The 25,126-nt window shown below is 69.8% G+C and carries 20 protein-coding genes; 9 read left to right on the plus strand and 11 right to left on the minus strand.

Annotation, left to right across the window (positions count from 1 at the left end; all coding sequences use genetic code 11):
- Window positions 1-11: 11 nt before the first annotated feature.
- Genes recD through QAD21_RS13735 form a run of 4 tightly spaced genes read right to left on the minus strand, consistent with a single transcriptional unit; the run spans window position 12 to window position 9,253 of the window.
- The gene (gene recD / locus QAD21_RS13720) at window positions 12-1,874 is read right to left on the minus strand and encodes an exodeoxyribonuclease V subunit alpha (RefSeq protein ID WP_068972428.1); all 1,863 of its coding nucleotides are present in this window, start codon (window positions 1,872-1,874) and stop codon (window positions 12-14) included.
- On the minus strand, window positions 1,871-5,251 hold the full coding sequence (locus QAD21_RS13725) for a UvrD-helicase domain-containing protein (protein ID WP_068972429.1): 3,381 nt from the start codon (window positions 5,249-5,251) through the stop codon (window positions 1,871-1,873). The genes recD and QAD21_RS13725 overlap by 4 nt, the downstream gene beginning before the upstream one ends.
- Window positions 5,248-8,706, minus strand: a complete 3,459-nt coding sequence (gene recC / locus QAD21_RS13730; RefSeq protein WP_165630003.1) for an exodeoxyribonuclease V subunit gamma — start codon at window positions 8,704-8,706, stop codon at window positions 5,248-5,250. The genes QAD21_RS13725 and recC overlap by 4 nt, the downstream gene beginning before the upstream one ends.
- Before the next feature lie 31 nt (window positions 8,707-8,737).
- On the minus strand, window positions 8,738-9,253 hold the full coding sequence (locus tag QAD21_RS13735; RefSeq protein WP_065629855.1) for a thioesterase family protein: 516 nt from the start codon (window positions 9,251-9,253) through the stop codon (window positions 8,738-8,740).
- A gap of 134 nt (window positions 9,254-9,387) precedes the next feature.
- Here QAD21_RS13735 and QAD21_RS13740 point away from each other — a divergent pair, with 134 nt between their 5' ends.
- Both QAD21_RS13740 and QAD21_RS13745 read left to right on the plus strand, forming a co-directional pair.
- On the plus strand, window positions 9,388-9,993 hold the full coding sequence (locus QAD21_RS13740) for a GNAT family N-acetyltransferase (RefSeq protein ID WP_058253204.1): 606 nt from the start codon (window positions 9,388-9,390) through the stop codon (window positions 9,991-9,993).
- 170 nt (window positions 9,994-10,163) lie between these two features.
- Entirely contained in the window at window positions 10,164-11,681 is a 1,518-nt protein-coding gene (locus QAD21_RS13745) for an NAD(P)/FAD-dependent oxidoreductase (protein ID WP_165630002.1), read from the plus strand.
- A gap of 33 nt (window positions 11,682-11,714) precedes the next feature.
- Here the strand turns inward: QAD21_RS13745 and QAD21_RS13750 are convergent, their stop codons facing one another.
- The 7 genes from QAD21_RS13750 to QAD21_RS13780 all read right to left on the minus strand — a co-directional run bounded on the left by QAD21_RS13750 (window position 11,715) and on the right by QAD21_RS13780 (window position 16,897).
- Window positions 11,715-12,443, minus strand: a complete 729-nt coding sequence (locus QAD21_RS13750; protein ID WP_165630001.1) for an urease accessory protein UreD — start codon at window positions 12,441-12,443, stop codon at window positions 11,715-11,717.
- 2 nt (window positions 12,444-12,445) lie between these two features.
- Window positions 12,446-13,132 carry an urease accessory protein UreG gene (gene ureG, locus QAD21_RS13755; RefSeq protein WP_068972432.1) on the minus strand — a complete coding sequence of 229 codons (687 nt, stop codon included), beginning with the start codon at window positions 13,130-13,132 and terminating at the stop codon, window positions 12,446-12,448.
- Between the two features lie 60 nt (window positions 13,133-13,192).
- Complete coding sequence (locus QAD21_RS13760) at window positions 13,193-13,858, minus strand: urease accessory UreF family protein (RefSeq protein ID WP_068972433.1); 666 nt, start codon at window positions 13,856-13,858, stop codon at window positions 13,193-13,195.
- Window positions 13,858-15,576 carry an urease subunit alpha gene (locus QAD21_RS13765; protein WP_137810008.1) on the minus strand — a complete coding sequence of 573 codons (1,719 nt, stop codon included), beginning with the start codon at window positions 15,574-15,576 and terminating at the stop codon, window positions 13,858-13,860. The genes QAD21_RS13760 and QAD21_RS13765 overlap by 1 nt, the downstream gene beginning before the upstream one ends.
- 3 nt (window positions 15,577-15,579) lie before the next feature.
- The gene (locus QAD21_RS13770) at window positions 15,580-15,954 is read right to left on the minus strand and encodes an urease subunit beta (protein WP_068972435.1); all 375 of its coding nucleotides are present in this window, start codon (window positions 15,952-15,954) and stop codon (window positions 15,580-15,582) included.
- Between the two features lie 85 nt (window positions 15,955-16,039).
- The gene (locus QAD21_RS13775) at window positions 16,040-16,342 is read right to left on the minus strand and encodes an urease subunit gamma (protein ID WP_068972436.1); all 303 of its coding nucleotides are present in this window, start codon (window positions 16,340-16,342) and stop codon (window positions 16,040-16,042) included.
- 132 nt (window positions 16,343-16,474) lie between these two features.
- The gene (locus QAD21_RS13780; RefSeq protein WP_058253196.1) at window positions 16,475-16,897 is read right to left on the minus strand and encodes a PaaI family thioesterase; all 423 of its coding nucleotides are present in this window, start codon (window positions 16,895-16,897) and stop codon (window positions 16,475-16,477) included.
- Window positions 16,898-17,239: 342 nt separating this feature from the next.
- On the opposite strand from QAD21_RS13780, the gene QAD21_RS13785 reads away from it, so the two are divergent.
- The 7 genes from QAD21_RS13785 (at window position 17,240) to QAD21_RS13815 (ending at window position 25,108) form a co-directional block, all read left to right on the plus strand.
- Window positions 17,240-17,638, plus strand: a complete 399-nt coding sequence (locus QAD21_RS13785) for a BlaI/MecI/CopY family transcriptional regulator (RefSeq protein ID WP_068972449.1) — start codon at window positions 17,240-17,242, stop codon at window positions 17,636-17,638.
- A 44-nt stretch (window positions 17,639-17,682) separates the two neighbouring features.
- On the plus strand, window positions 17,683-18,636 hold the full coding sequence (locus QAD21_RS13790) for a M56 family metallopeptidase (protein WP_058253194.1): 954 nt from the start codon (window positions 17,683-17,685) through the stop codon (window positions 18,634-18,636).
- Window positions 18,637-18,722: 86 nt separating this feature from the next.
- Window positions 18,723-20,180, plus strand: coding sequence for an NADP-dependent phosphogluconate dehydrogenase (gene gndA, locus QAD21_RS13795; RefSeq protein WP_068972437.1), 1,458 nt, complete (start codon window positions 18,723-18,725; stop codon window positions 20,178-20,180).
- A 16-nt stretch (window positions 20,181-20,196) separates the two neighbouring features.
- Window positions 20,197-21,630, plus strand: coding sequence for a GuaB1 family IMP dehydrogenase-related protein (locus tag QAD21_RS13800; RefSeq protein WP_068972438.1), 1,434 nt, complete (start codon window positions 20,197-20,199; stop codon window positions 21,628-21,630).
- A gap of 1 nt (window position 21,631) precedes the next feature.
- Window positions 21,632-23,101, plus strand: coding sequence for a hemolysin family protein (locus QAD21_RS13805; RefSeq protein WP_083229503.1), 1,470 nt, complete (start codon window positions 21,632-21,634; stop codon window positions 23,099-23,101).
- On the plus strand, window positions 23,091-24,167 hold the full coding sequence (locus QAD21_RS13810; RefSeq protein WP_058253190.1) for a hemolysin family protein: 1,077 nt from the start codon (window positions 23,091-23,093) through the stop codon (window positions 24,165-24,167). The genes QAD21_RS13805 and QAD21_RS13810 overlap by 11 nt, the downstream gene beginning before the upstream one ends.
- A gap of 5 nt (window positions 24,168-24,172) precedes the next feature.
- The gene (locus QAD21_RS13815; RefSeq protein ID WP_137810010.1) at window positions 24,173-25,108 is read left to right on the plus strand and encodes a 3-methyladenine DNA glycosylase; all 936 of its coding nucleotides are present in this window, start codon (window positions 24,173-24,175) and stop codon (window positions 25,106-25,108) included.
- Window positions 25,109-25,126 lie beyond the last annotated feature (18 nt).

Below are 25,126 nucleotides of genomic sequence, written 5' to 3' on the forward strand. Positions count from 1 at the left end.
GAGACACACCACTAGGAGCGGTCGTACGGAGTCACGGCCGATCGCAGACCGCTGGCCCGCTGCACGCGGCGGTCGACCGCCGCGGCCAGCACCTCGGGTGTCCCGACGATCCGCACGTGGTCGCGGGCGCGGGTGATGGCGGTGTACAGCAACTCCCGGGTGAGCAGTTCTGAGCCCGTGGGTGGGAGGATCACCGTGACCTGTCGGAACTGGCTGCCCTGGCTGCGGTGGATGGTCATCGCGTGAACCGACACGACGTCGGCTAGCTGCGTCGGGTGCAGGAGTCGCACCGATCCGCCGCGACGGAAGGCGACCCGGACGCCGTCGGCCCCCTGCGTCCGGCCCTCGGGATCGGCGATCACCACGCCCGTGTCGCCGTTGAACGTCGCCGTCTGGCGGTCGTTGGCGGTGACCAGGATGGGCTGTCCCGCATACCATCCGGCCAGCTCGGCGCCGGCTGTGCCCAGCCACTCGGTGATCCTGGCCGACCAGCCACGGACACCCCATGACCCCTCCCGGTGCGCGCACAGCACCCGGTGGGCATCGAGCGCGTCGAGCGCCCCGTCGGCATCGGCACGACGGGCCGCTGCCCGCAGCGCCCGGCCCCATTCGACGAGATCGGCACGGACGGCATCGAGGTCGTCGGGCGCCACGAGTTCGACGTTCGGGACGTCGTCCGCGGCGACCAGTCTCAGGACTTCGTCTGCGTCACCGGCGTTCACGGCCGCCGCGACCCGCGAGATGCCGCCGCCGAAACGGAATTGGCGCCGCAGGGTGATCACGCCACCGGCGAGATGATCGGTGTCCTCGGGTTCCAGTTCATGATCAGCATCCAGGCCCACCGCCTCGAGCGCGGCCTGTGATACCGCCGTCACGGTTCCCGAATCTCCTTGCACTCCAGCGACATCCGCCCGTTCGACGAGATCCGCGAGCACCGCTCCGGCCTCGACCGACGCGAGCTGATGCGGGTCACCGACGAAGATCACCCGTGCATCCGGACGGACTGCGTCGAGCAGACGGCTCATCGCGGTCATCGACAGCATCGAGGTCTCGTCGACGACGATGACGTCGTGCGGCAGGGTCCGCCCGCGGCCGTACCTCGGGTTGGCACCCGGGCGCCAGCCGAGCAACGAGTGGAGCGTGACGGCGTGCGCCGTGACGGGAACCGTCGACTCCGCTTCCACCGAGGCCTGCAGCTGAGCCGCCGCCCGGCCCGTCGGCGCGCACAGTCCGATACGGAGGCCGGGTCCCTGCAGGGCGTCCAGTACCGCGAGAATGCGTGCGACCGTGTAGGTCTTGCCGGTGCCGGGACCGCCCGCCAGGACGGTGGTCCAGCGGGTCGCGGCGACCGCTGCCGCCAGCTTCTGCAGGTGCCCGTCCTCGGGCGAGGTGTAGACGGCGGCTATCGCAGCGCGCAGCGCATCGGCTTCGACCACGGGTGTCGTCTGTGCGCGGCGGGCCAGCGTCTCGCGGATCGTCTGTTCCTGCCGAAAGTACTTCTGGAGGTACACCAGCGGCCCATCGATGGACCGTCGCACCACCAACGGACGCAACGGACCCGCCTCGCTGCCCGCGACGAGCGGACTCTCGAGCAGTGCGTCGAGCACCGCATCGGACGACGGGATGGTGAGGTCGGCGGTGTCGTCGCCGGCCAGCTCGCCCAAACGGTCCAGCGCGAGGCACGTCGAACCGAGCCGCACCGCACGGACCGCCAGCGCGGCGCCGAGACGCGCGGTCTCGGACACCGGCTCGGCGCACATCGTCACGAGACGGTCGGTGATGTGCACGTCCGCGGCGGCTAGGACTCCGGCCTCGTTCCACTCGGCGAGCACACCGGTGGCCCACTCCACCACCTGGACGTCGGACACGGTCATCGGGACGCTCCCGCCAGTGCATCGGACAATGCGAGGATCAGGTCTGCGGGCAGATCCCACTCGAACACGCCGCAACCGGGCGGCGTGCCCGGCCCGGCCATGCCGCGCACGAAGTGGTACTGCACCGGGCCGAGATGCCGGACCGGATCGTAGCCGACGACGCGCCAGCGCAGATACCTGTGCAGCGCAACCGAATACAGCATCGCCTGCAGCGGATAGTGGGCGGCGATCATCTCGCCTGCCATGGCCGCGGTGTCGAAGTCCTCGACGACCAGGTCCCCCGCCCGGATGCGGTTGGTCTTGTAGTCGACGACCACGTAGCGGCCGTCCGGGGTGCGCAGCACCGAGTCGATGCTGCCCGTCAGGAAGCCGCGCAGTTCACGATCGGGGAGCTCGCGGAGGTGATCGACGTAGTCACGCAACGGATCGTCGTCGGGCAGATACCGGTCCAGCAGTTCGGCGAACACCCCCGGCGTCGCCCCACGGGCGCCGGGGGCGCGATCCGGCGGCCCCAGCGGGAGCTCGAAGTCGAGCTCGGCGAGGCGATCTCCCGGCTCGACGCCCCAGAGATCGCCGAAACCGAGTGGCGTGGTGAGGACGCCGACGAGCGCGGCGACCAGTACGTCGGCGTCGATGTCGGCCGGCAGGACCCCGAGTGCGCGCGAACACAATTCGCGCACATGGGTCTCGATGTCGGGCGCCGAGGTGTCGACGTATTCGAGGACCTCGTGCACCAGGGTGCCGAACGTCGCCCCGTAGGGCAGGCCGTTCATCAGCGACGGCGTTCCCGCTCGGTGACCCTCGGCGGGCGGTTCGTCGAGCTCGACCGGGCCGGCCGGCTCGTCACCGAGGATGTCGTCGGCCGGTTCGCTACCGGTGGTGACGACGGAACCGGCGGGTGCCCCGGGTGCGCCGTGCGCGACATCGGCGACGATGGCCGAGTACGACGTGCGACGCCATTCCTGATCGATGGCGCGCCGGAACCGCGCGACCCCGAGGGTCGCCGGCTCGACATCGGCGTGCGGCGGGGCCGCCACCGCACCGGCCTCGATCCGGCCGGCGGGCTCGACCGAGATCGCGGCATCGCGCCCGGTCAGGGTACGTAGGACGCCGACACACGTGGCGTCGTCGTCGGGGATGGGGACGTCGGAGGCGACCGACCACACCGATTCGCCGGTCTCGGAAGGGATTCGGGTTGCGGTATCGCGCCCGAAGATCAGCCGGTGCAGCGGCCCGCTCGTGGTGTTCATCGACGGCGCCCACCACGCCACGACCTGCGATTGCGCCCGCGTCAGCGCGACGTAGAGCAGCCGGAGGTCTTCGCCGGCCGTCTCCTCGGCGTACCGCTTGCGCCGCGCCGCGCGGCCGGGCGCCTGCGCGCCACCGACATCGAGACGCCGGGTACCCGACTCGTCGTGGTAGGTGATGTTGCCGCGGTCGCCGATCCACGTCCCGTCCCAGCCGTAGGGCACGTAGACGATCGGGAACTGCAGGCCCTTGCTGGCATGCACGGTCATGATCTGGACGGCCTGCGTGTCGCGGTCGAGGCGCCGACTCTGGTCCTCGTATCGCTGGCGCGCGGACGTGTCGGCGATCCGCTCGGCCAGCCACTCGACGAGGCCACTGACTCCCGCCGAGGTCTCGACCACGTGCTTGTTGCAGAGCGCGGACACCTGCAGAAGATCGGTGAGGATGCGTTCACCGTTCTCGGTGGCCAGGACGCGCGCGGCGACACCGTGCGAGTCGAGCAGGCGCTGCGCCATCGCGGCGAACCCGCCCTGCACGAACACCCGTCCCAGCGATGCCAATTCGGCCCCGAGCTCGGCGACCTCGGGTTCGCCTGCGGTGGCCACCTTCTCGATCGACCAGCCGAGCAGGGTCGTGAGCGCCGCCAACCGCGCGCGGTCCGCGCGGGAGGGTTGTTCGACGGCACGCATCACCCACAGCCAGTGCTGGGCCGCGGTCGTGGAGAACACGTTGACCCCCGACCCGATCACCGAGTTGATGCCGCGCTCGGCGAGCTCCCGCTGGAGCGGTTCGATGGTGCTGTTGAGCCGCACCAGGATCGCGATGTCGCCGGGATCCACCGGGCGGGAGGTTCCGTCGACCTCGAGCCGAGCGCCCTGGGCGAGGGTCTGCGCGATGTCGTCGGCGACATCGACCGCGATCCGGTCGCGGACGTCCTTCACCGCGGGCAGGTTGTAGGCGTTACGGGACGTGAAGTCGGTGCGCAGGAACGCGCGGATGCGTAGCGGCGGACGACCGTCGAGCCGGCTGCCCGGGTGTGCCGCCGAGACCGGATGCACCACGATGCCCGGATGTCCCAGCGCCGCTTCGCCGTACAGATGTCCGAGGGCGTCGACGAGCGCGCCGTCGGATCGCCGGTTCACGTCGAGCGCCTGCAAGGTGTCGGCCGAGGACACCGCGGCGAGGTAGCTCAGGACCTCGGCACCGCGGAATCCGTAGATCGACTGTTTGGGGTCGCCGACGAGGATGAGTCGGCGATGGCCGTGGAAGCACCGGCGCAGGATGTCCCACTGCAACGGGTCGGTGTCCTGGAACTCGTCGACCAGGACCACGGTGAAGGTGTTGCGGATACGTTCGCACGCGCGCTCGCCGACCACCGGGTCGGTCACGATGCGTTGCAGGATGGCCTGCAGGTCGTCGTAGGTCCGTACGCGCGCATCACGTTTGCGCGCCTCGACGATGCGGCGGACCGCGGACGCGAAACTCACCCGACGGGCGGCCACCGCATCGCCACCCGGCCCGTCGGTCGACTCGGAGGTGTCCGGCGCCAGTGCGACCGACGCCTGGCGTACCGCGTCGCGGGCGATCGACCGCGCCTCGGTGAAGTCGAATTCCGGTGTGTCGCTTGCCCAGAAGCCGCGCAGGTAGAGGTCCAGCGCCACCTCTTCGGTGAGTTCGTCGACCTCTTCGACGATCGAGTAGACCAGTTCACGCTCACCCAGGAAGCCCAGCGCCTCCAGCATGCGGTTGCAGAACGTGTGGGTGGTCGCGATCGTCGACGCGTCGAAGTCGCTCAGAGCGCGGGCGAGATTGCGACGACGGGTGGCGACCTCGTCCGGTGATCCCTGCGCCAGCATCTGCAGCAGCGCGTCGTGGCCGGGGGCGGCACCGGGACGGTCGAGTCCGTCCAGCAACTCGCGCACGCGGTCTCGCATGCGTTCACGCAGCTCGGCGGTCGCGGCCCGGCTGAAGGTCACCAGCAGCATCTCCGAGATCGGGACTCCCTCGGCGATGTGCCGGGCGGCGAGTCCGACGATGGCGTAGGTCTTCCCGGTTCCGGCGCTCGCCTCCAGGACCGTGGTGTGATCCGGCAGGTCGGCGGTGACGTCGAAGGTGGCCGGCCGTCTCACGTGCCCTCCCGGTGCTCATCGAGTGGCACCCACACGGTTCGCGCCAGCCCGGCGAACAACGGTTCGTCGTCACCCATGGGCAGTTCGACACCGCCGACGGTGCGATGGTCGGGCGTCGCGCCGTCGAGGAGGTCGTCGAAATCGACCTCGGCCAGCACGTCCCCGCCGAATGCGAGCTTCACATATGGGTCGTGCGCGGCACCGAATCTGTCGTCGAAGTTCCGGCGGGCGTTGGCGAGCGAGAACGTGCTGCGCCGGCCGGGCCCGTCGTTCTCGACGAACGTGTACGCGGGTTCCAGCGGCAGCGGCAGCGGACGACGAAGACCCTCGTCACGTAGCCGGACGAGGTCGTGAAGCAACGGAACCGGATCCGCGGGGCGCCGGAGTGTGATGGTGCTGGTCCCGCCGCCTCGCGGGGCCCGCCCGATCAGGACCGCCGAGTCCACCGACCGCGCCGCGGCATTGCCCTGGGTCGCGGCGGCGGCCACCGCGAGAAGCGTGATCCAGCCGCTGAGTTGCTGTTTGGCCTTGAGCTTGGAGTACGTCGGCCGCACCAACGCGGCCGGCACGGTGTCGCCGAACACGTCACCGACCGTTCCGTGCACCCGGCGGCCGTCGGGTAGTCGGACCAGGACGTCGAGGGTCGTGGGAGTCCCTGTGCGCAACGGCTCGACGACGCCGTATAGCCGCGTGACCGTCCGCGAGATCGCGCGGAGCTCACGGGTGCCGAAGGCGAACGGCGGCAGCGTCCCGCGCCGGAGCTCGGCCGCCTCGCACTCCCCGATGGACACCCCGGTCAGCATCCGGGAGAGGAATCGGTCGCCGATCCCCCACTTGTCCAGTGGTTCCAGTTCGACATCGAGTTGGTCGTCGTGTGGCCGGTCGTCGTCGGGGATGCGGGCACCGAGGCGCTGGCGGACGAACGCCACGATCGGGTCCACGTGGAAGTCGATGAGGGTCGCGAGGTCGATGTCCTCGGTGTCGGGGGTCCGTTCCGGCGCGGGCAGCACCTCGGCAGCGGCGACCACCACGCGCCGCGTCGGCTCGCGTAAGGCCTCGGCTCCGCGAAGCATCGACGCGTCGTGGCTGAACGGCCCCGCGATTCCCGGCACGCCACCGGGGGTGAAGTTCCGCGCGTCGAACCCGTGCAGCGAATGCCGGCGAACGGGACTCACGCCGGTCAGACCGGTGAGCGTGTCGACCAGTTCGCTCACGACCACAGCGGGCGGGATCCGCCGGCCGGAGACGGGGTCGGCGCCACTGTAGAAGACGAGGAGGGCATCTTGCGCGGCGCAGATCGCGTCGAGGAAACACTGCCGGTCCTCGTCCCGCGGATTGCGTTCGCCCACCAGCGGATCGACGCCGAGTACGTCATCCCCGTCGATCCGCTGGACACGCGGGAACACCTCGGCGTCGATCCCGAGCAGCACGATCACCCGGTGCGGCACCGAGCGCATCGGCACCATCGTGCACACCGTCAGTTCTCCGGTGCGGAAGTTCGAGCGCGTCGGCCGGCCGGAGACCAGCGCCGATAGGAGGTCCCGCACGTCCGCCAGACGCAGCACCTCCTCCGGCTCGACCGGTCGGGTGTCCCCGAAGGCCTCGCTGAGCATCCGGATTGCCTGTGCGCGTTGCCAATCCTCGGCGGGCTCGGTCGCCGTCAGCGACGAGACGGCGTCGATGAGCGTCTCCGCCCATCGGTGCGCGGGAGCGGCTTCCCGCAGTTCGGCCAGCACCCGACCGAGTCGGTCGAGGAACTCGTCGAACCTACCGACGAGATCGATGCCGGTGCTCTCCACTCCGGCGAGCGGCAGTGCAGTACCGAGCCATTCGTCGTCGGCCTCCTCGGCGACGACGCCGAGGGCGATGCGGTCCAGGCCGGCGTCGAAGGTGCCCTGGCGGAACCGTTCGAGACCGTAGCGGGCGCGTTCGGCGACGCCTATCCCCCACCGGACGTTGCTGTGCGCCAGCCATTCCCGGATCAGATCCAGGTCGTCGTCGGTCATCGCGAACCGGGTTCGTACCGGCGGGGCGCCGAGGAGGTCGACGACGTCACCGGCGGTCACCCGGCCCGCGGCCAGCTCCACGACTCCGACGATCACGTCGAGGATCGGGTTCACATGGCGAATTCCACGGTCGGCGAGCCGAACTCGCAGATCGAACGCCGGATGCGGCAGTCCCGCTTGTCCGAATGCGCCACGGATCAGGGGTGCGTAGGTCTCGACGTCCGGGCACATGATGAGGACATCGCGCGGCTGCAGCTCGGGATCGGCGGCGAACAGATGCAGCAACCGATCCCGCAGGACCTCGATCTGCCGCTCGGGCCCGTGACACGCGTGCACCTCTACGGACGGGTCCGCGGAGACGGTCGGGTCCGACGTGTCGGTCTGGTCCGACGTGTCGGTGAGGCCGGGCGCGGGAGCCAGGTCGTCGCGGATCCCCGACTGGACGACGTGCAGCGCGGTGTCGCCCAGCACCGACTCCCGCGGCACATGGTGCAGGTCCCGATCGACGATCGGAGCGAGCCGCAACTGGAGTTCCTGCAGATCACGGGAGAGACCGGCGAGCAGGGGGTTTCGCAGTTCGGGGAGCTCGCACTCCCCGCGTCGAGGTGGGACCCCGTTGCCGGAGTCGGGGTCGACGAGGGCACCGAGGTCCGCCCACAGCCGCGGACTCGGGTGGGGCACGAACAGGTGGACATCGTGGTGGACGGCTGCGGCCGCGGCGATCTGACGGAACGACTCGGTGATCCGCGTCGGCCCGAAGACCGACAGTCGTTCCGGCAATCTCCCCGCCGCGGGGTCGGTGCGCAGCCGATCGCAGACCGCGGCGAGATCCTCCGCGGGATGCGGCCGGCCGATCTCGGCGCGGACCGCACGCCAGAACCCGGGCTGCCACGCCAGGTCGTCCCGCAGGGGGCGGCCGGCACCGTCGAGATCGTGGCCGGCGGCCCAGTCGGCGATCAGCGACGGACGCGACCGCCCGTACCGGTCGAACAACTCGGCCAGATGGCGTGCGGTGGCGTAGCGGCGCCCGATCCGGGGCGAGGAGGTGTCGCCCGCGCCGATGTGCCGCGCGATCACGTCGAGCGCGGGGTCGTCGACGCGGTCGTCGAGGACACGCAGCACCGGCCACGTCAGTTCGGCCGCGCGCCACGGATCGTCCGGCGCCGTCAGCGAGCCCGAGGTGTTCAGACGCGTGTCACCGAGCACCGCCGCGACGATGGCGTCAGCCAGGCGGGGCGGTCCGGTGAAATCGATGTTGGCCGCGATCCCGTCGTCGCCGGCCCCTGCCCCCAGGCGTCGGGCCAGATGCTGGGCGAGCCACCGCTCGACTCCCGCGGCGGGAACCGACACGATCTCCGGGCGCATCGGGTCGCCCAGCGGGTGCGCGAGGACCTCGGCCAGCGCATCGGCCAGCGTGTCGGTGCGTTCGGCGCGGTGCAGGATGAGCATGGGACGGCTGTGACTCCGGGGCCCGGCCCGGTCAGCCCGCGGCGTTCGACCGGGGCGTGTGGAAACGCACCGGCTCGCCGAGGCGCGCGGTCAGCAGCGGCCGGGCGTCGTCGGGAATCGGGGTGGGTCGGCCGGTGTCCGGGTCGACGACGACCATCGTGGTCTCGGCCGTGGCGCACAGCGTCCCGGACTGGTCGAACAGGCGCAGGGCCATGACGAACGACGACCGGCCCACGCGTCCGATGCAGGTGCGCACGTGCACCGGGTCGAGCGAGTAGTGCACGGGAGCGGAGAACTCGATGTCCTGACGCGCGACGAGGAACGAGAACTTCCGCGGCCGGTCGGGCATCCATTCATAGAACGAACGCACCCGGCTCTCCTCGAAGATCCGGGAGATCTGCACGTTGTTGATGTGGTTGTTGATGTCCATGTCGCCCCAGCGCAGCGCGACCGGGATGTCGAGGACGTAGTCCGGTCCGGCGGAACCGGCTGCGGTTGCCTCGGGATCGAGGGCATCTGGGTCGGGGGCATCTCGGTGGGGGGCCACGGCGCGATCTTAGTGCGGGACACGCGTACGACGAACTGCAGGAGTCACCGCCGACCAGACCGTAGACTCACTCGCCGGGGCAGGACGTCAGGCGTATCGGTGCGCGCACCCCCGGCGCGCGGTGAGGGGCTCGGGTGAACATCGACACGGCACGGGCTCGGCTGCGCCCGGTGTCCGCCGTCGATGTCGACGAGCTCGTCCACCTCGACAGCGATCCCGAGGTCATGCGGTACGTGAGCGGCGGTGCCGCGACACCGCGCGCCGTGATCGAGGACTGGGTGGTCCCCCGCGCCGAGACCGAACACCGCAGACACGGCACCGGCACCTGGATCCTGTGCGACCCCGCCACCGCCGCCTTCCTCGGCTGGATCTCGCTGCGCACACCACGGCACAGCAACCGTGCCGAACTCGAACTGAGCTATCGCCTCCGGCGCACGGTGTGGGGCCGCGGCCTCGCGACCGAGGCGGCGTTCGCCCTCGTCGCGTTCGCGTTCGACCACCTCGGCACCGAGCGGGTGTTCGCGAGCACGGTAGCCCGCAACGCGTCGTCGCGCCGCGTGATGGAGAAGCTCGGGATGACGCTCTGCGCCATCCACCTCTGCGACGACGCCGCGGACTCGGCCGAGCTGCTGACCATCCACCCGGACCGCGACCGGTCCGAGGTCGAATACGAGCTCCTCCGGGCCGACTGGCAGGAGCGATCGCAACGATGGTCGTCGGCCGGGGGTCTCACCGCGTGAGCGCAACACCCCTCTGGCCGCGCCCATCGGATCATCATTGACTACCGTTGAGAACATGCACGGTCGTACTCCGGCCCCGGCGCTACACGGCCCCCTCGGGTAGCACCCCACTCGGGTTCGCCGAAGTCCGCACGACCGTCGCCCAACGACCTGGAAGGAGATGTCTGGAGATGAGCAGCCCCGCCGTCCAGGCCCCCGCTGGAGCAGCCACGACCCGTCGGAAAGTGGTCATCATCGGTTCGGGCTTCGGCGGATTGTTCGCCGCCCAGCGACTGGCCAAGGCCGATGTCGATGTCACGCTGATCGCCAAGACCACCCATCACCTGTTCCAACCGATGCTCTACCAGGTGGCGACCGGCATCGTCGCCGAGGGCGAGATCGCACCGGCCACCCGCGTGGTCCTGCGCAAGCAGAAGAACACCGCGGTTCTCATGGGTGACGTGTACGACATCGACCTCGAGGCCAAGACCGTCACCTCCCGCCTGCTCGAGCGCATCACGGTCACCCCGTACGACGACCTCATCGTCGCCGCCGGCGCCGATCAGTCGTACTTCGGCAACGATCACTTCGCCGAGTACGCGCCCGGCATGAAGACCATCGACCACGCACTCGAACTGCGCGGACGGATCCTGGGCGCCTTCGAGCAGGCCGAGCTGTCCCACGACCCCGCCGAGCGCGCCAAGCTGCTGACCTTCGTGGTCGTCGGCGCCGGCCCCACCGGTGTCGAATTGGCCGGCCAGATCGCCGAGATGAGCGACAAGACCCTCAAGGGCGCGTTCCGCAACATCGACCCGACCGAAGCCCGGGTGATCCTGCTCGATGCCGCGCCGGCCGTCCTGCCACCGTTCGGCCCGAAGCTCGGCGGCAAGGCCGCGGCCCGCCTCGAGCGCATGGGTGTCGAGATTCAGCTGAACGCGATGGTCGTCGACGTCGACTACGACGGCCTGGTCGTCAAGGAGAAGGACGGCACTACCCGCCGCATCGAGTCGCAGTGCAAGGTGTGGTCGGCCGGCGTACAGGCCAGCCCGCTCGGCCAGCAGCTCGCCGAGCAGTCGGGCGTCGAACTCGACCGCGCCGGCCGGGTGAAGGTGCTCCCCGACCTCACCATCCCCGGCCATCCCGAGGTGTTCGTCGTCGGCGACATGATGGCCGTCGACGGGGTCCCGGGTGTGGCGCAGGGCGCGATCCAAGGCGGCCGCTATGCCGCGGACGCCATCAAGGCCGAGCTGAAGGGGCAGACCCCCGACCAGCGCAAGCCGTTCAGCTACTACGACAAGGGCTCGATGGCGACCATCTCGCGGTACTCCGCGGTGATGCAGGTCCCGATCCCCGGCATCAAGAAGACGTTCGAGACCGAGGGCTACTTCGCCTGGCTCGGCTGGCTGGCGCTGCACCTCGTGTATCTGGTCGGGTTCCGCAACCGCCTGAACACCCTGATCAACTGGTTCTTCGCGTTCACCACTCGCGGCCGTTCGCAGCTCGCGGTGACCGAGCAGCAGGTCTACGCGCGCACCGCGATCGGCCAGTTGTCGGCGCTCGAGAAGGCCGGCGAGACATCCGATGCGGAACCGGCGAAGACCGATGCCGGGACGGTGGGCACCGCGTCGACCGCTCCCGGGGCGACGGGCTCGGTACCCACCGAGGGCAAGGACGCTGACGGCAAGGAATCCGAGGCCGAGGCCAGCTGATCCGCGGACGGCGGCCGGCCCGCCGGCGGTCGTCTACGGCACGACGGCCAGTGAGTCGATCTCCAGGCCGTCGGCCAGCCGCCGCGCGGTGCTGACCGAGGTCCCGAGGGCGGTGGTCAGACTGGCGCCGCCGGCCAGCTGCAGACGCGCGGCGAAATCGGTCCCGTGCACGTCGCCGGGCCGGTTGTCGGGGTACCGGAACACGCTGCTCGCCGCCCGGTGGCCCGCGGCCCCCGCGGGTGTGCCCTGACCGAGCGAGAGCCGATGGGCCAGCACGACTTGATCGTCGACCTCGACGCGCAGACCCCCGGTCCAGGCACCCATCCGGTCGCGGTCGACCAGGGTGGCGTCCGTCATGCTCGCCGCCCGGCCGATCTGGACGTGCTCGTGTAGATCGAGGGTGGCGCCGGCGGCGAGTCGTGCCGTGATGTCCGAGCGGTGGACCGCGCCACCGGCGACGACCGTCGGTTGCGGGTCGATGCGCAGGCGACCACCGTCGCCGACGGCGATCTCCCACCGAGCCGACGAGTCCGGACGGTCGCGGGCCGGCAGCGCGATCGTCGCCGCGACGCTGCCGAGGCGCAACTGCGCACCCGGTTCGACCTCGATGCGCACCACGATCTCGTCACCACCAAGCGGCGTGGCGGCGGTGCCGATCAGCTGAACGTGGCCCGGCGCGGTCAGCCGCACGCCCAGTCCCCCGACCGCCCGATGACGCACGCCACGCTCGACGGTGGCGACGATGTCGACCTCGGTGCGCATCGTCACCCGGCGGCGACCGGGGCCGCCAGTTGGGCCCGGACCCAGGCCAGCACGTCCGTCGCGGCCGGGTCCTCGGTCAGCGAGATCATGGCGGTCTGCCGGCCCTCGCGGACCTTCGCCGCGTCGCGCCGCATGACGTCGAGGTCGGCATTGACGCGCTCGGCCAGATCGATCTTGTTGATCACCAACAGGTCCGAGAACGTGACGCCGGGTCCGCCCTTGCGGGGCACCTTGTCCCCGCCCGCGACGTCGATGACGAAGATCTGCACGTCGATCAGACCTGTCGAGAATGTCGCGGTGAGATTGTCGCCGCCCGATTCCACGAGGATCAGATCCAGCGGTGGGTTCGCCTCGACGAGATCGTCGATGGCGTCGAGGTTGGCGGTGATGTCGTCCCGGATGGCGGTGTGCGGACATCCGCCGGTCTGGACGGCGGTGATCCGTTCGTCGGGCAGAACAGCGTTGCGGCGCAGGAAGTCGGCGTCCTCGGTCGTGTAGATGTCGTTTGTCAACACGGCGACCGACAACTCGTCCCGGAGCTGTCGGCACAGTGCGGCCACCAGCGCGGTCTTGCCCGATCCGACCGGGCCACCGACACCGATGCGCAGCGCCTCGCCGGGCTCGCGCTTGCGGCGCGGCCGGTTGTGGTCGTGGGTGTGCGGCTGCCCGTCGATGAGATGCGGGGGCATGGGAACTCCTCTCGGTTCGCGACGGCGACTTCGCCGGGTCACGGGATGGATGGGCGGTGGTCAGGACATGAACAGCGGCATCGGTTGCCGCTCATGGCGTTCGGCGAAGATGTCGAGCACCGGATCGGACAGGTCCGCCAGGCCGACCGCGGCCTCGGCGGCGACGCGTTCGCACTCGGGACCGAGTTCGGCGATCATGATCGACACGTCGGCCGGGTCGAGTGCGAGCAGGCGCTGGCCGGCGGTCGCCGACCCGCTCATCGTGGTGTACACGAGGATCAGGGCCGTGTGGAAACCCGACAGCGAGGACACCGCGCCGATCGACCCGCTGATGACGGGGAGATGCGTCGACGGCCGGTGGGCCGACCAATCGACGTCCGGCCACATCCGCCGCGCCAGCCGCACCATCCCGCGGCCCTGCGCCAGCGATGCCTTCCGTGCGGCCGCCGACGGCGTGCGCGCATCCGTTTCGCGTTGCGCGCGGGGCACGTCGAGTGCGCCGTCGGCCACGGCCGCCGCCACCGATGCCGCGACGAGACCGCTCGTGGTCACCCGGCGGTACAGGAAGGAAGCGAGATCGCCTGCGGTGCGAATGAATCCGTCGGTGATCGCCTGCTCGACGCCACCGGAGTGGACGTGCCCGCCCACCGGTAGACGCGAATCCGCCAGGGCCAGCATCATCGCCAGCGGCGCGGAGGCGCCCGGGTTCGTGTCGTCGGGTCGCATCAGAACAGGAAATACCGTTGCGCCATCGGGAGTTCGGCAACGGGCTCGGACTCCCACACCTCACCGTCGACCCGCACCGTGAACGTGTCGGGGTCGACCTCGATCGTCGGGCAGGCGTCGTTGTTGACCATGTCGGCCTTCCCGACGCCGCGGGTGTTCTTGACCGGGACGAGCCTGCGGTCGACCCCGATGCGCCCGGCGAGATCGGCGTCGGCACCCGGGGCGACGAAGCTGACCGACGTGGCGGCCGCGAGTTTCGGTGCGGCGCCGAACATCGGACGCGGGAAGACCGGTTGCGGCGTGGGGATCGACGCATTGGCGTCGCCCATCGCCGCCCACGCGATGGCGCCGCCCTTGATGACCAGATCGGGGCGGATCCCGAAGAACGCCGGGTCCCACAGCACGAGGTCGGCGAGCTTGCCGACCTCGACCGAACCGATCTCGTCGTCGAAGCCATGGGCACGTGCCGGACAGATCGTGTACTTCGCGATGTAACGTCGTGCGCGATTGTTGTCCGCCCGACCGTCGCCGGGCAGCGATCCGCGTTTGCGCTTCATCACGTGCGCCGTCTGCCACGTCCGAAGCACGACTTCGCCGATCCGGCCCATCGCCTGCGAGTCCGAGCCGATCATCGAGATCGCGCCCAGATCGTGCAGGAGGTCTTCGGCCGCGATCGTGGACGGCCGGATCCGGCTCTCGGCGAAGGCGAGGTCCTCCGGCACGGTGGGGTTGAGATGGTGGCAGACCATCAACATGTCGAGGTGCTCGTCGAGTGTGTTGACCGTGTGCGGGCGCGTCGGATTGGTCGACGACGGAAGCACATTCGGGTAGGCCGCGACCGTGATGATGTCCGGAGCGTGACCACCGCCGGCACCCTCGGTGTGGTAGGCGTGGATGCCGCGGCCGGCGATCGCGCCGAGGGTCGTCTCCACGAACCCGGCCTCGTTCAGGGTGTCGGAGTGCAGGGCGACCTGCACGCCGGTCTCGTCGGCCACCCGCAGGCAGGCGTCGATGGCCGCGGGCGTGCTGCCCCAGTCCTCGTGCAGCTTGAAACCCGAAGCGCCCGCGCGGATCTGCTCGTGCATCGACTCGGCGCTGACGGTGTTGCCCTTGCCGAGGAGCGCGATGTTCATCGGCCAGTGATCGGTTGCGGCGAGGATCGAGGCCAGATGCCATGCGCCGGGTGTCACGGTGGTGGCCTTGCTGCCCTCGGCCGGACCCGTACCGCCGCCGATCACGGTGGTGATCCCGTTGCCCAGCGCCTCGTCCATGATCTGCGGACAGATGAAGTGCACATGGCAGTCGATGGCGCCGGCGGTGACGATCTTGCCGTTGCCGGCGATGATCTCGGTCGACGGCCCGATGACCAGGTCCGGATGCACCCCGTCCATGGTGTCGGGATTACCCGCCTTGCCCATCGCGACGATGCGACCGTCCCGAATTCCCAAATCGGCCTTGATGATTCCCCAGTGATCGAGGAGCACGACGCCGGTGATGACGGTGTCGGGGGCGCCGTCGGCGCGGGTCGCCCGGCTCTGTCCCATCGACTCGCGGATCACCTTGCCACCGCCGAAGACGGCCTCGTCTCCGGCGCGACCCGGTCCGCCCGACAGGTCCTCGGTGACCTCGATGAGCAGATCGGTGTCGGCGAGGCGGATCAGATCGCCCGTGGTCGGGCCGAACAGCTGTGCGTACCGGTCGCGTCCCAGGATGGCCATGCGTCACTCACTCTCGTCGGTACGGACGGCGTCGACCGGTCCGCAGGCGCCGGGGGGCGCCAGGGAGATCCCGTACACCTCGCGGGTTCCGCCGAGCGGGACGAGACCGACGGTCATCTCGATACCCGGCTCGAACCGCACCGCGGTCCCGGCCGGGATGTCGAGGCGACGGCCGTGCGCACGGGCGCGGTCGAAGACCAGTGCCTCATTCGACTGCGGGAAGTGCACGTGACTGCCGACCTGCACCGGACGATCGCCGGAGTTCACGACCGGCAGTTCGACGGCGTCGGCACCCGCGTTGAGCTCGATGGTCCCGTCGGCCGCGATGACCTCACCCGGCACGAGCGTCGATCGCGGGCCGGGATGCGTACCCGACATTTCGGTCTCCTCTGGACTGCTGGTGTTCGATGGACGGGCGCGGGGCGCCACGATCCACCTCGGACGGTGCCCCGATCGCGGGGCGTCAGGCGATGGGGTCGTGCACGGTCACCAGCTTGGTGCCGTCGGGGAACGTCGCCTCCACCTGGACGTCGTGCAGCATCTCCGGCACCCCGTCCATGACGTCGTCGCGCCGGAGCACCTCGCGGCCGGAGGTCATCAGCTCGGCCGCCGACCGGCCGTCGCGGGCGCCCTCCAGGACGTGATCGGTGATCAGCGCGACCGACTCCGGGTGGTTGAGCTTCAGGCCGCGCCCCTGCCGCCGCCGGGCCAGCTCGGCCGCGTAGGAGATCAACAGCCGTTCTTGTTCATGCGGCGACAGTCGCACCGGGAGCGCTCCTCGAGAGTGTTCGGCCGGACGGTCTGTTCGGTGGGTCCGGCCGGGCAGTAGGAGTCATCCTGCCATGCCGACACGGGGTCGGCGCGCGAGTGGCGATGGGGTGACGCGGGCCTCAACGGCCTATGTGACCTCGATGTTCTGCAGCCGCACCTGCGACTTGGCCAGCATCTTTCCGTCCTGGTCGACCATGTCGACAGCCCACAGCTGCTGGCGACGGCCCCGGTGGATCGGGGTCGACGTCGCGGTGACCGTGCCGGCGCGGACGGACCGGAGGAAGTCGGTGTTGTTGTTCACCCCGACGGCGGTGCCGCCGATCCCGGAATCCTGCAGCCAGAGGAAACCGCTCATGCTGGCGACACTCTCACCGACCGCGCAATAGACGCCGCCGTGCACGATGCCGAACGGCTGATGATGACGCTCGGTGATCTCCATCGTGGCCACGATCCGGTCCGGCCCGGCCTCGACGACCTCGAGTCCCAGGACCCCGTCGAGCCCTTTGCCGAATGAATCCCGGAGAACATCGTCCGCACTGTCAGCAGTCATGACGTCAACAGTCGCATGTCGGTCGGATCGTGGCGACAGCAGTCCGGGACTCGGCGGGGAACCGGGCTCGACCGCCGATCGTTTGCCCCCCGAGGATCCCAGAAGGCCCCGCATCTCCCAGAGATGCGGGGCCTTCCGTGCCGTGGACCGGGGGTCTCTGCAGCCCTCAGGACTCTCGCGCGGTCCGACGTGACACTTAATGTAGGCTAGCCTTACCAACCTGTCAAGCGTTCGGGAAAAGGCCACGTCAGGAGCGTGGTGACCGACATCGGCGTCGCTCGGCACACCGACACGCAACAACTGGGTATCCACCGGACCTACAAACGGAGGCACAGCAGTAAAATGCGAAAGATGAATGGCCTGGGCGACCTCGAAGGCGCTGTGATGGACACGTTGTGGGAGAGTTCGACCCCGCAGACCGTGCGGCAGGTACACGCCGCACTGTCCCGGGACCGCTCCCTTGCGTACACGACCGTCATGACGGTCCTGCAGCGACTGGCGAAGAAGAACCTGGTGACGCAGATCCGCGACGACCGGGCCCACAAGTACGTCCCCACCCATCCCCGCGAGGACCTGGTCGCCAGCCTCATGGTCGACGCGCTCAGCGAGGCCGCCGCTCCCGGCTCCCGACATGCGGCCCTGGTGTCCTTCGTCGGTCGCGTGGGCGCCGACGAGGCGGCCGCCCTCCGTTCCGCACTCGATGAACTCGAAGCCGCCCGCGGAACGAGCGACACCGGCTAGATTCGCGGCACCACCACTCGCAGCCCACCCTGAGGAATCACCAGATGACCGCCTTGCTATTCGGCATCGTCAGCCTGGTGCTCGCCGGACCCGTACCCGAGGCACTGTCCCGGGCCCGCTGGCCGATCCGAGCACCACGCGCGGCGATGACGCTGTGGCAGGCCATTGCCCTGGCCGCCGTGCTGTCGGCGTTCAGCTGTGGCCTGGCGATCGCGGCGAACATCCTCGTGATCGGTCCCGACGGCACCCCGACGACCCACCCGGTCCGTGAGATCGAACGCCTCGGCTGGCCGCTGTGGCTCCTCTGCGTCGGGGTCTTCGTGCTCACCCTGCTCGTCGGCGCGCGGCTGTTCTACACCGTGATCCGCGTCGGCCTGCGCACCCGCGCCCGGCGCAAGGCGCACCGTCAGCTCATCGACATCCTCGACCGTTGCGACCGGACCGACGACGCCGACGATCCGCTCTACGCCCGCGACGTCCGGATGATCGACGTCGAACAACCCCTCGCCTACTGCCTGCCCGGGCTGCGTCAGCGCGTCGTGGTCAGCGAAGGCGTGGTGCATCGGCTCACCCGTGACGAACTCGTCGCGGTGATCGCCCACGAACGCGCGCACCTCCGCGCCCGCCACGACCTCGTCCTCGAGGCCTTCATCGCGTTGCACGAGGCGTTCCCCCGCTTCGTCCGCAGCAGCTCGGCGCTCGGCGCCGCGGAACTGCTCGTCGAGGCACTGGCCGACGACCAGGCCGTCCGCGCGACCACCCCGACGACACTGGGTCGCGCACTGGTCGCGTGCGCCGACGCGGTGGCTCCCCGCGGGGCGATGGCGGTCGGCGGGCCGACCACCCTGACCCGCGTCCACCGGCTCCGCGACGACCGTCCCGCACGCGTTCTCGCGGCCGGCGCCTACATCGCCGCCGCCGCGATCCTGGTCCTGCCGACCCTCGCGGTCGCGATCCCGTGGCTGACCGAGCTCAACCGACTCATGTCGGCGTTCTGACGACTCCTGTCCCCCGGCGGTATCGGACCGCCGTCACACGTGGAGGCAGATCGCCGCTTCGGACACAGAGGCAATAGGCTGTCCGCATGAACAATGTCGACGCATCGTCCTCCTCCGCGAAGGCCCAGATCGGTGTCACCGGCCTGGCCGTCATGGGTTCGAACATCGCACGCAACTTCGCCCGTCACGGGTATACGGTCGCGCTGCACAACCGCAGCATCGCCAAGACCGACGCGCTGCTCGAAAACCACGGCGGCGACGGCAACTTCATCCGCACCGAGACGGTGGCCGAGTTCGTGGCCGCACTCGAGCGTCCGCGCCGGGTCCTCATCATGGTGAAGGCGGGCGACGCGACCGACGCGGTCATCGAGGAACTCGCCGACGCGATGGAGCCGGGCGACATCATCATCGACGGCGGCAACGCCCTCTACACCGACACCATCCGGCGCGAGGCCGCGATGTCGGCCCGCGGACTCAACTTCGTCGGCGCGGGCATCTCCGGCGGCGAAGAGGGCGCGCTCAACGGCCCGTCGATCATGCCGGGCGGACCCGCCGAGTCCTACGAGTCGCTCGGGCCCCTCCTCGAGTCGATCGCCGCCCAGGTCGACGGCGAGCCGTGCTGCACCCACATCGGGCCCGACGGCAGCGGCCACTTCGTCAAGATGGTGCACAACGGCATCGAGTACGCCGACATGCAGCTCATCGGCGAGGCCTACGACCTCATGCGCAAGGCCCTGGACATGCCGGTCTCGGAGATCGCCGACGTCTTCCGCGACTGGAACACCACCGAACTCGAGAGCTACCTGATCGAGATCACCGCGGAGGTCCTCAGCCAGGTCGACGACGAGACCGGCAAGCCGCTGGTCGACGTCATCGTCGACGCCGCGGGTCAGAAGGGCACCGGCCGCTGGACCGTGAAGTCCGCACTCGACCTGGGCATCCCGACGACCGGGATCGCCGAGGCCGTGTTCGCCCGCGCCCTGTCGAGCGCCACCGATCAGCGCGTCGCCGCGCGCGGCCTGTCGTCGGGCAACCTCGGCTCGGCCCCCGCCGACCGCGAGAGCTTCGTCAACGACATCAAGACGGCCCTATACGCCTCCAAGGTCGTCGCCTACGCCCAGGGCTTCGATCAGATCGCCGCCGGCAGCGCCGAGTACGGCTGGGATGTCGACCGCGGAGCACTGGCCACCATCTGGCGCGGCGGCTGCATCATCCGGGCACAGTTCCTCAACCGCATCCGTGAGGCCTACCACGACGACCCCGCCCTTCCGAGCCTGCTTCTCGCGCCGTACTTCCGCGAAGCCGTCGAGGTCGGCATCGACAGTTGGCGCCGGGTGGTTTCGACCGCGACGCTGCTCGGTATACCCGTGCCGGCCTTTTCGTCGTCGCTGTCGTACTACGACGGTCTGCGCGCCGAACGGCTGCCGGCCGCGCTGACCCAGGGTCTGCGCGACTTCTTCGGTGCGCACACCTACCAGCGCATCGACAAGGAGGGCACGTTCCACACACTGTGGAGCGGCGACCGCTCCGAAGTGACCGAATAGGAGCCTGCGAACCCCAGTGCGATTCATCGAAGGCCACCGGCCGACACATGATCTGACCTACGACGATCTGTTCATCGTCCCCGGCAGGTCGGATGTCAGTTCCCGATTCGACGTCGACCTGTCGACGTCGGACGGCAGCGGTACCACGATCCCGCTGGTCGTGGCGAACATGACGGCGGTGGCGGGCAAGCGCATGGCCGAGACGGTGGCCCGCCGCGGTGGGCTCGTGGTCCTCCCCCAGGACCTGCCCATCGAGGCGGCCGCCGCGTCCATCGCCTTCGTGAAGTCACGGCACCTGGTGGCCGACACACCCGTCACCCTCGACCCGGACGCGTCGGTCACCGATGCGGTCGCGTTGATCCCGAAGCGTTCCCACGGCGCGGCCGTCGTGGTCGAAGATGGCCGGCCGGTGGGTGTCGTGACCGAGAGACGGTGCCGCGACGTCGACCGGTTCGCCCGGGTCCGCGAGATCGCCGACCCCGACATCGTGACGCTGCCCGTCGACACCCCGCCCCGCGAGGTCTTCGACGCGCTGGGTGACCTGCACCTGGGCCTGGCCGTGCTCGTCGAACCCGACGGCCGGCTCGCCGGGGTGCTCAACCGCGTCGGTGCCCTGCGGCATGCGATCTACACGCCGAACCTCGACTCCGCCGGCGCCCTGCGGATCGCGGCGGCCGTCGGCATCAACGGCGACGTCGTGGGCAAGGCTCGCGCGTTGGTCGCCGCGGGAGCGGATCTACTGGTGATCGACACCGCGCACGGCCATCAGGAGAAGATGCTCACCGCGCTGTCCGCGGTCGCCGACGCCGACCTCGGCGTCCCGATCGCGGCCGGCAATGTCGTGTCGGCCGAGGGCACGCTCGACCTCATCGACGCCGGCGCGTCGATCATCAAGGTCGGTGTCGGGCCGGGCGCGATGTGCACCACCCGCATGATGACCGGCGTCGGGCGTCCCCAGTTCTCGGCGGTCGCCGAATGCGCCGCGGTCGCCGCGGGACACGGTGCAGCGGTCTGGGCCGACGGCGGTGTCCGACACCCGCGCGATGTCGCGCTCGCACTGGCCGCCGGGGCGTCGAACGTGATGGTCGGCTCGTGGTTCGCCGGGACCCACGAGTCACCGGGCGACCTGCTCGTGGACGAGCGGGGTCCGTACAAGGTGAGTTTCGGCATGGCCTCGAAGCGGGCGGTCGCGGCCCGGTCGAGCGGCGACAGCACCTACGACCGAGCACGCAAGAGCTTGTTCGAAGAGGGCATCTCGAGTTCACGGATCCGCCTGGACCCGGAGCGGCCCGGCGTCGAGGACGTCATCGACCACATCTGTGCGGGCGTCCGCAGCACGGCCACGTACACCGGCGCCCGCAACCTGCGCGAACTCCACGACAAGGTGGTGTTGGGCATCCAGTCGCCCGCCGGCTTCGCCGAAGGACGGCCCCTGCCGGGCGGGTGGTGACGTGGAGATCCTGCTCCTGGTCGCGAGTCTCGTCGGATTCATCGCGCTGACGCTCGGGACGGCGCTGTTCGTGGCGGCCGAGTTCTCCCTCACCGCGTTGGAGCGGTCGACGATCACCGCCGACGTGGCCGATCGCGCGGACCGTCGTTCTCGGATGGTCCAACGCGCGCACTCCACCCTGTCGTTCCAGCTGTCGGGCGCGCAGCTGGGCATCACGATCACGACCCTCATCACCGGCTACATCGCCGAACCGGTCCTCGCCCGGATCCTCCGGCCGCCGCTGACCGCACTCGGCGTCGGCGAGTCGGTGGCCTCGGCGACCTCGCTCATCCTCGCGCTGGTGATCGCGACCTCCCTGTCGATGGTGCTCGGCGAGCTCATCCCGAAGAACCTCGCGATCGCCAAGCCGCTCGCGGTGGCGCGGGCCACCGCCGGCCCGATGACCGTGTTCTCCGCGGTCTTCCGCTGGGCGATCAACGGATTGAACGGCACGGCGAACTGGATCGTCCGCCGACTCGGCATCGAACCGACCGATGAGCTGGCCTCCGCGCGGTCGCCCCAGGAACTCGTCTCGCTCGTCCGTAACTCGGCACGTCGCGGTGCCCTCGACCAGCAGACGGCGACCCTCGTCGACCGCTCGCTGCGCTTCGGCGAACTGACCGCCGAGGACCTGATGACCCCCCGCGTGACCATCGATTGTCTCGACCGCGCCGACTCCGTCCGCGATCTCGTCATGGCGTCGTCGCGCACCGGGCATTCCCGTTTCCCGGTCGTCATCGACGGCGACCTCGACGACCTCGTCGGGGTCGTGCACATCAAACAGGCCTTCACCGTTCCGCCCGAGCGACAGGCCACCACCTCGGTCACCTCGATCGCCCGGCCGGTGCCACGTGTGCCGGCCAGCCTCGACGGTGACGCGCTGATGGAACGCATCCGCGCCGACGGGATGGAGCTGTGCGTCGTGATCGACGAATACGGCGGGACCGCCGGCATCGTCACCACCGAAGACCTCATCGAGGAGATCCTCGGCGACGTCACCGACGAACACGACGACGAACGCGCCGACGTCGCGGTCGACGGCAACGGTTACCTCTGTGCCGGACTGCTGCGCATCGACGAGCTGTACGACGCCGTCGGCTACCACGCCCCCGAAGGGCCCTACGACACGCTGGGTGGACTCGTCATGTACTGCCTGGGCCGCATTCCCACCGTCGACGACGAGGTGGACCTCCCACGACGCTCGGCCGTCGGCGAGACCGACGACGACACCGCCCAGTCGCCCGACCGCGGCTCGGACGTCACCTGGCGTGCGACCGTCACCCAGATGGACGGACGCCGGGTCGACGTGGTCGCGATCCGGCCGGCTCCCGCGGATCAGGTCCGGCCGGCTCACGCGGATCGAGACCTCTCCGCCGCTTCCGAACGAAACGGCGAACCGTCGAACATCCAGGGGGACCCGCATGGGCGGTGATCTGTGGGCGGTCGGGCTGACCGTCGTCCTCCTGGCCGGCAACGCGTTCTTCGTGGGTGCCGAGTTCTCCCTGATCTCGGCTCGACGCGACCGCCTCGAAGCCCTCGCCGAGAGCGGCAAGAGCCGCGCGAGGACCGTCATCCACGCCGGCGAACGGCTGTCGCTGATGCTGGCCGGTGCGCAGCTCGGCATCACGATCTGCTCGATCCTGCTCGGCCGGGTCGGCGAGCCCGCGGTCGCGCATCTCATCGAGGCGCCGCTGCACCTGGCGCACGTTCCCGATGCCCTTCTCCACCCGATCTCGTTCGCCATCGCGCTGTCTCTGGTCGTGGTGCTGCACATCCTGCTGGGTGAGATGGTGCCGAAGAACATCGCGCTGGCCGGCCCGGAGTCGTCCGCGATGCTCCTCGTGCCGGCACATCTGCTCTTCATCCGTCTGGTCCGGCCGTTGATCGCGTTCTACAACTGGCTGGCGAACATCTCCCTGCGGCTCCTCCGGGTGGAACCGAAGGACGAACTCGAGTCAACGGTGTCACTGGGCGAGCTGGCCGAGATGGTCGGCGAGTCCAAACAGGAAGGCCTCATCGACGCCGAGGAGCACGAACGACTGACCCGCGCCCTGCAGTCCATCGGCCGCACGGTGTCGGAGGTGATGATCCCGCTGGACCAGATGCGCAGTGTCGGTGTGCAGGTGTCCGGTTCCGGCGGCATCGGACCGACCCTGGGTGCGGTGGAGAAAGCGGTCGGCGAGACGGGGTTCTCCCGGTTCCCCGTCCGCGGACCCGACGGCACCTTCACCGGCTATCTGCACCTCAAGGACGTACTCGACGAGATCCTCGACGAGCACGTCGGACCGGACACCATCATCGGCGTCGACAAGATCCGGCCGCTGCCGGTCATCGATTCGACGACGCCCCTCGACGAGGCCACGGGAGTGCTGCGACGGACCAGTTCGCATCTGGGCGCGGTGGTCGACGACAGCGGCCGCACCATCGGCATCGTCCCGCTCGCCGATCTGGTGGAGGAGTTCGTCGGCAACGTCCGCGACGAGACACACCGGGTGTGACCACGATGACCGCGCAGCTGGAACATCCGGATCACGGCCTGACGGCGCAGGTCCTGGACGCCGACGAGTGGCGGGCACGCCGCGACGCCCATCGGCAGGCGGTGGACGAGCTGATCGGCCCCTACCTCGACGCCCGGCGTCGCGGCGCCCGTCACCCGGTGATCGACTTCTTGTTCACCTACTACTCGTCACGTCCGGCGCACGTGCTGCGCTGGCATCCCGGGTTCGGTGTGACGATCGAGGACGGCGACGAGTTCCTCGGCCTGCGTGGCTACGAGCGGACCGCCGCCGGTGTGAGCGTCGGCGACCCCTATCTCCGGCACCGTGGCGAAGCGCTCGCCGCCGCCGTGGACATGCTCGGCGCCACCGCCCGACGACCCGCTCGGCTCGGTTGTTTCGGCCTGCACGAGTGGGCGATGGTCTACCGCACCCACGACACCCGGCACGACCTGCCGCTGCGATTGGGGTCCGCGGGCACCGACGCGGTCGTCGAGTCCATGCCGCTGCGGTGCACCCACTTCGACGCCTTCCGGTTCTTCACCGACCCGGCGCGTCCGCGCAACGACACCACGCTGAGCCGTGTGTCGCAGATCGCGCACGAACAGCCGGGTTGCCTGCACGCGACGATGGACCTCTACCGGTACTGCTTCACCCTCGCGCCGCTCGTGCCGTCGAACCTGACGCTCGACTGCTTCGCGCTGGCACTCCGAGCCCGCGACCTCGACATGCGCGCCAGTCCCTACGATCTCAGCGACCTCGGTTACGAGCCGGTCCGCATCGAGACAGCCGCCGGCAGGGCCGACTACGTGCGCGAGCAGTCGGCGATCGCCGAACGGGGAATGACCCTGCGGGCGCGGTTGCTCACCATCTGTACGGAACTCGCGGACCTCGCGACCGTACCCGGCGGGAGGCGCCTGCCGTCCGCCTTTACCGACGAGTAGCATGTATGCGTCGTCATT

Source organism: Gordonia sp. SMJS1 (assembly GCF_029866425.1).
In the GTDB taxonomy this organism is placed as follows: Bacteria; Actinomycetota; Actinomycetes; order Mycobacteriales; family Mycobacteriaceae; genus Gordonia; species Gordonia hongkongensis.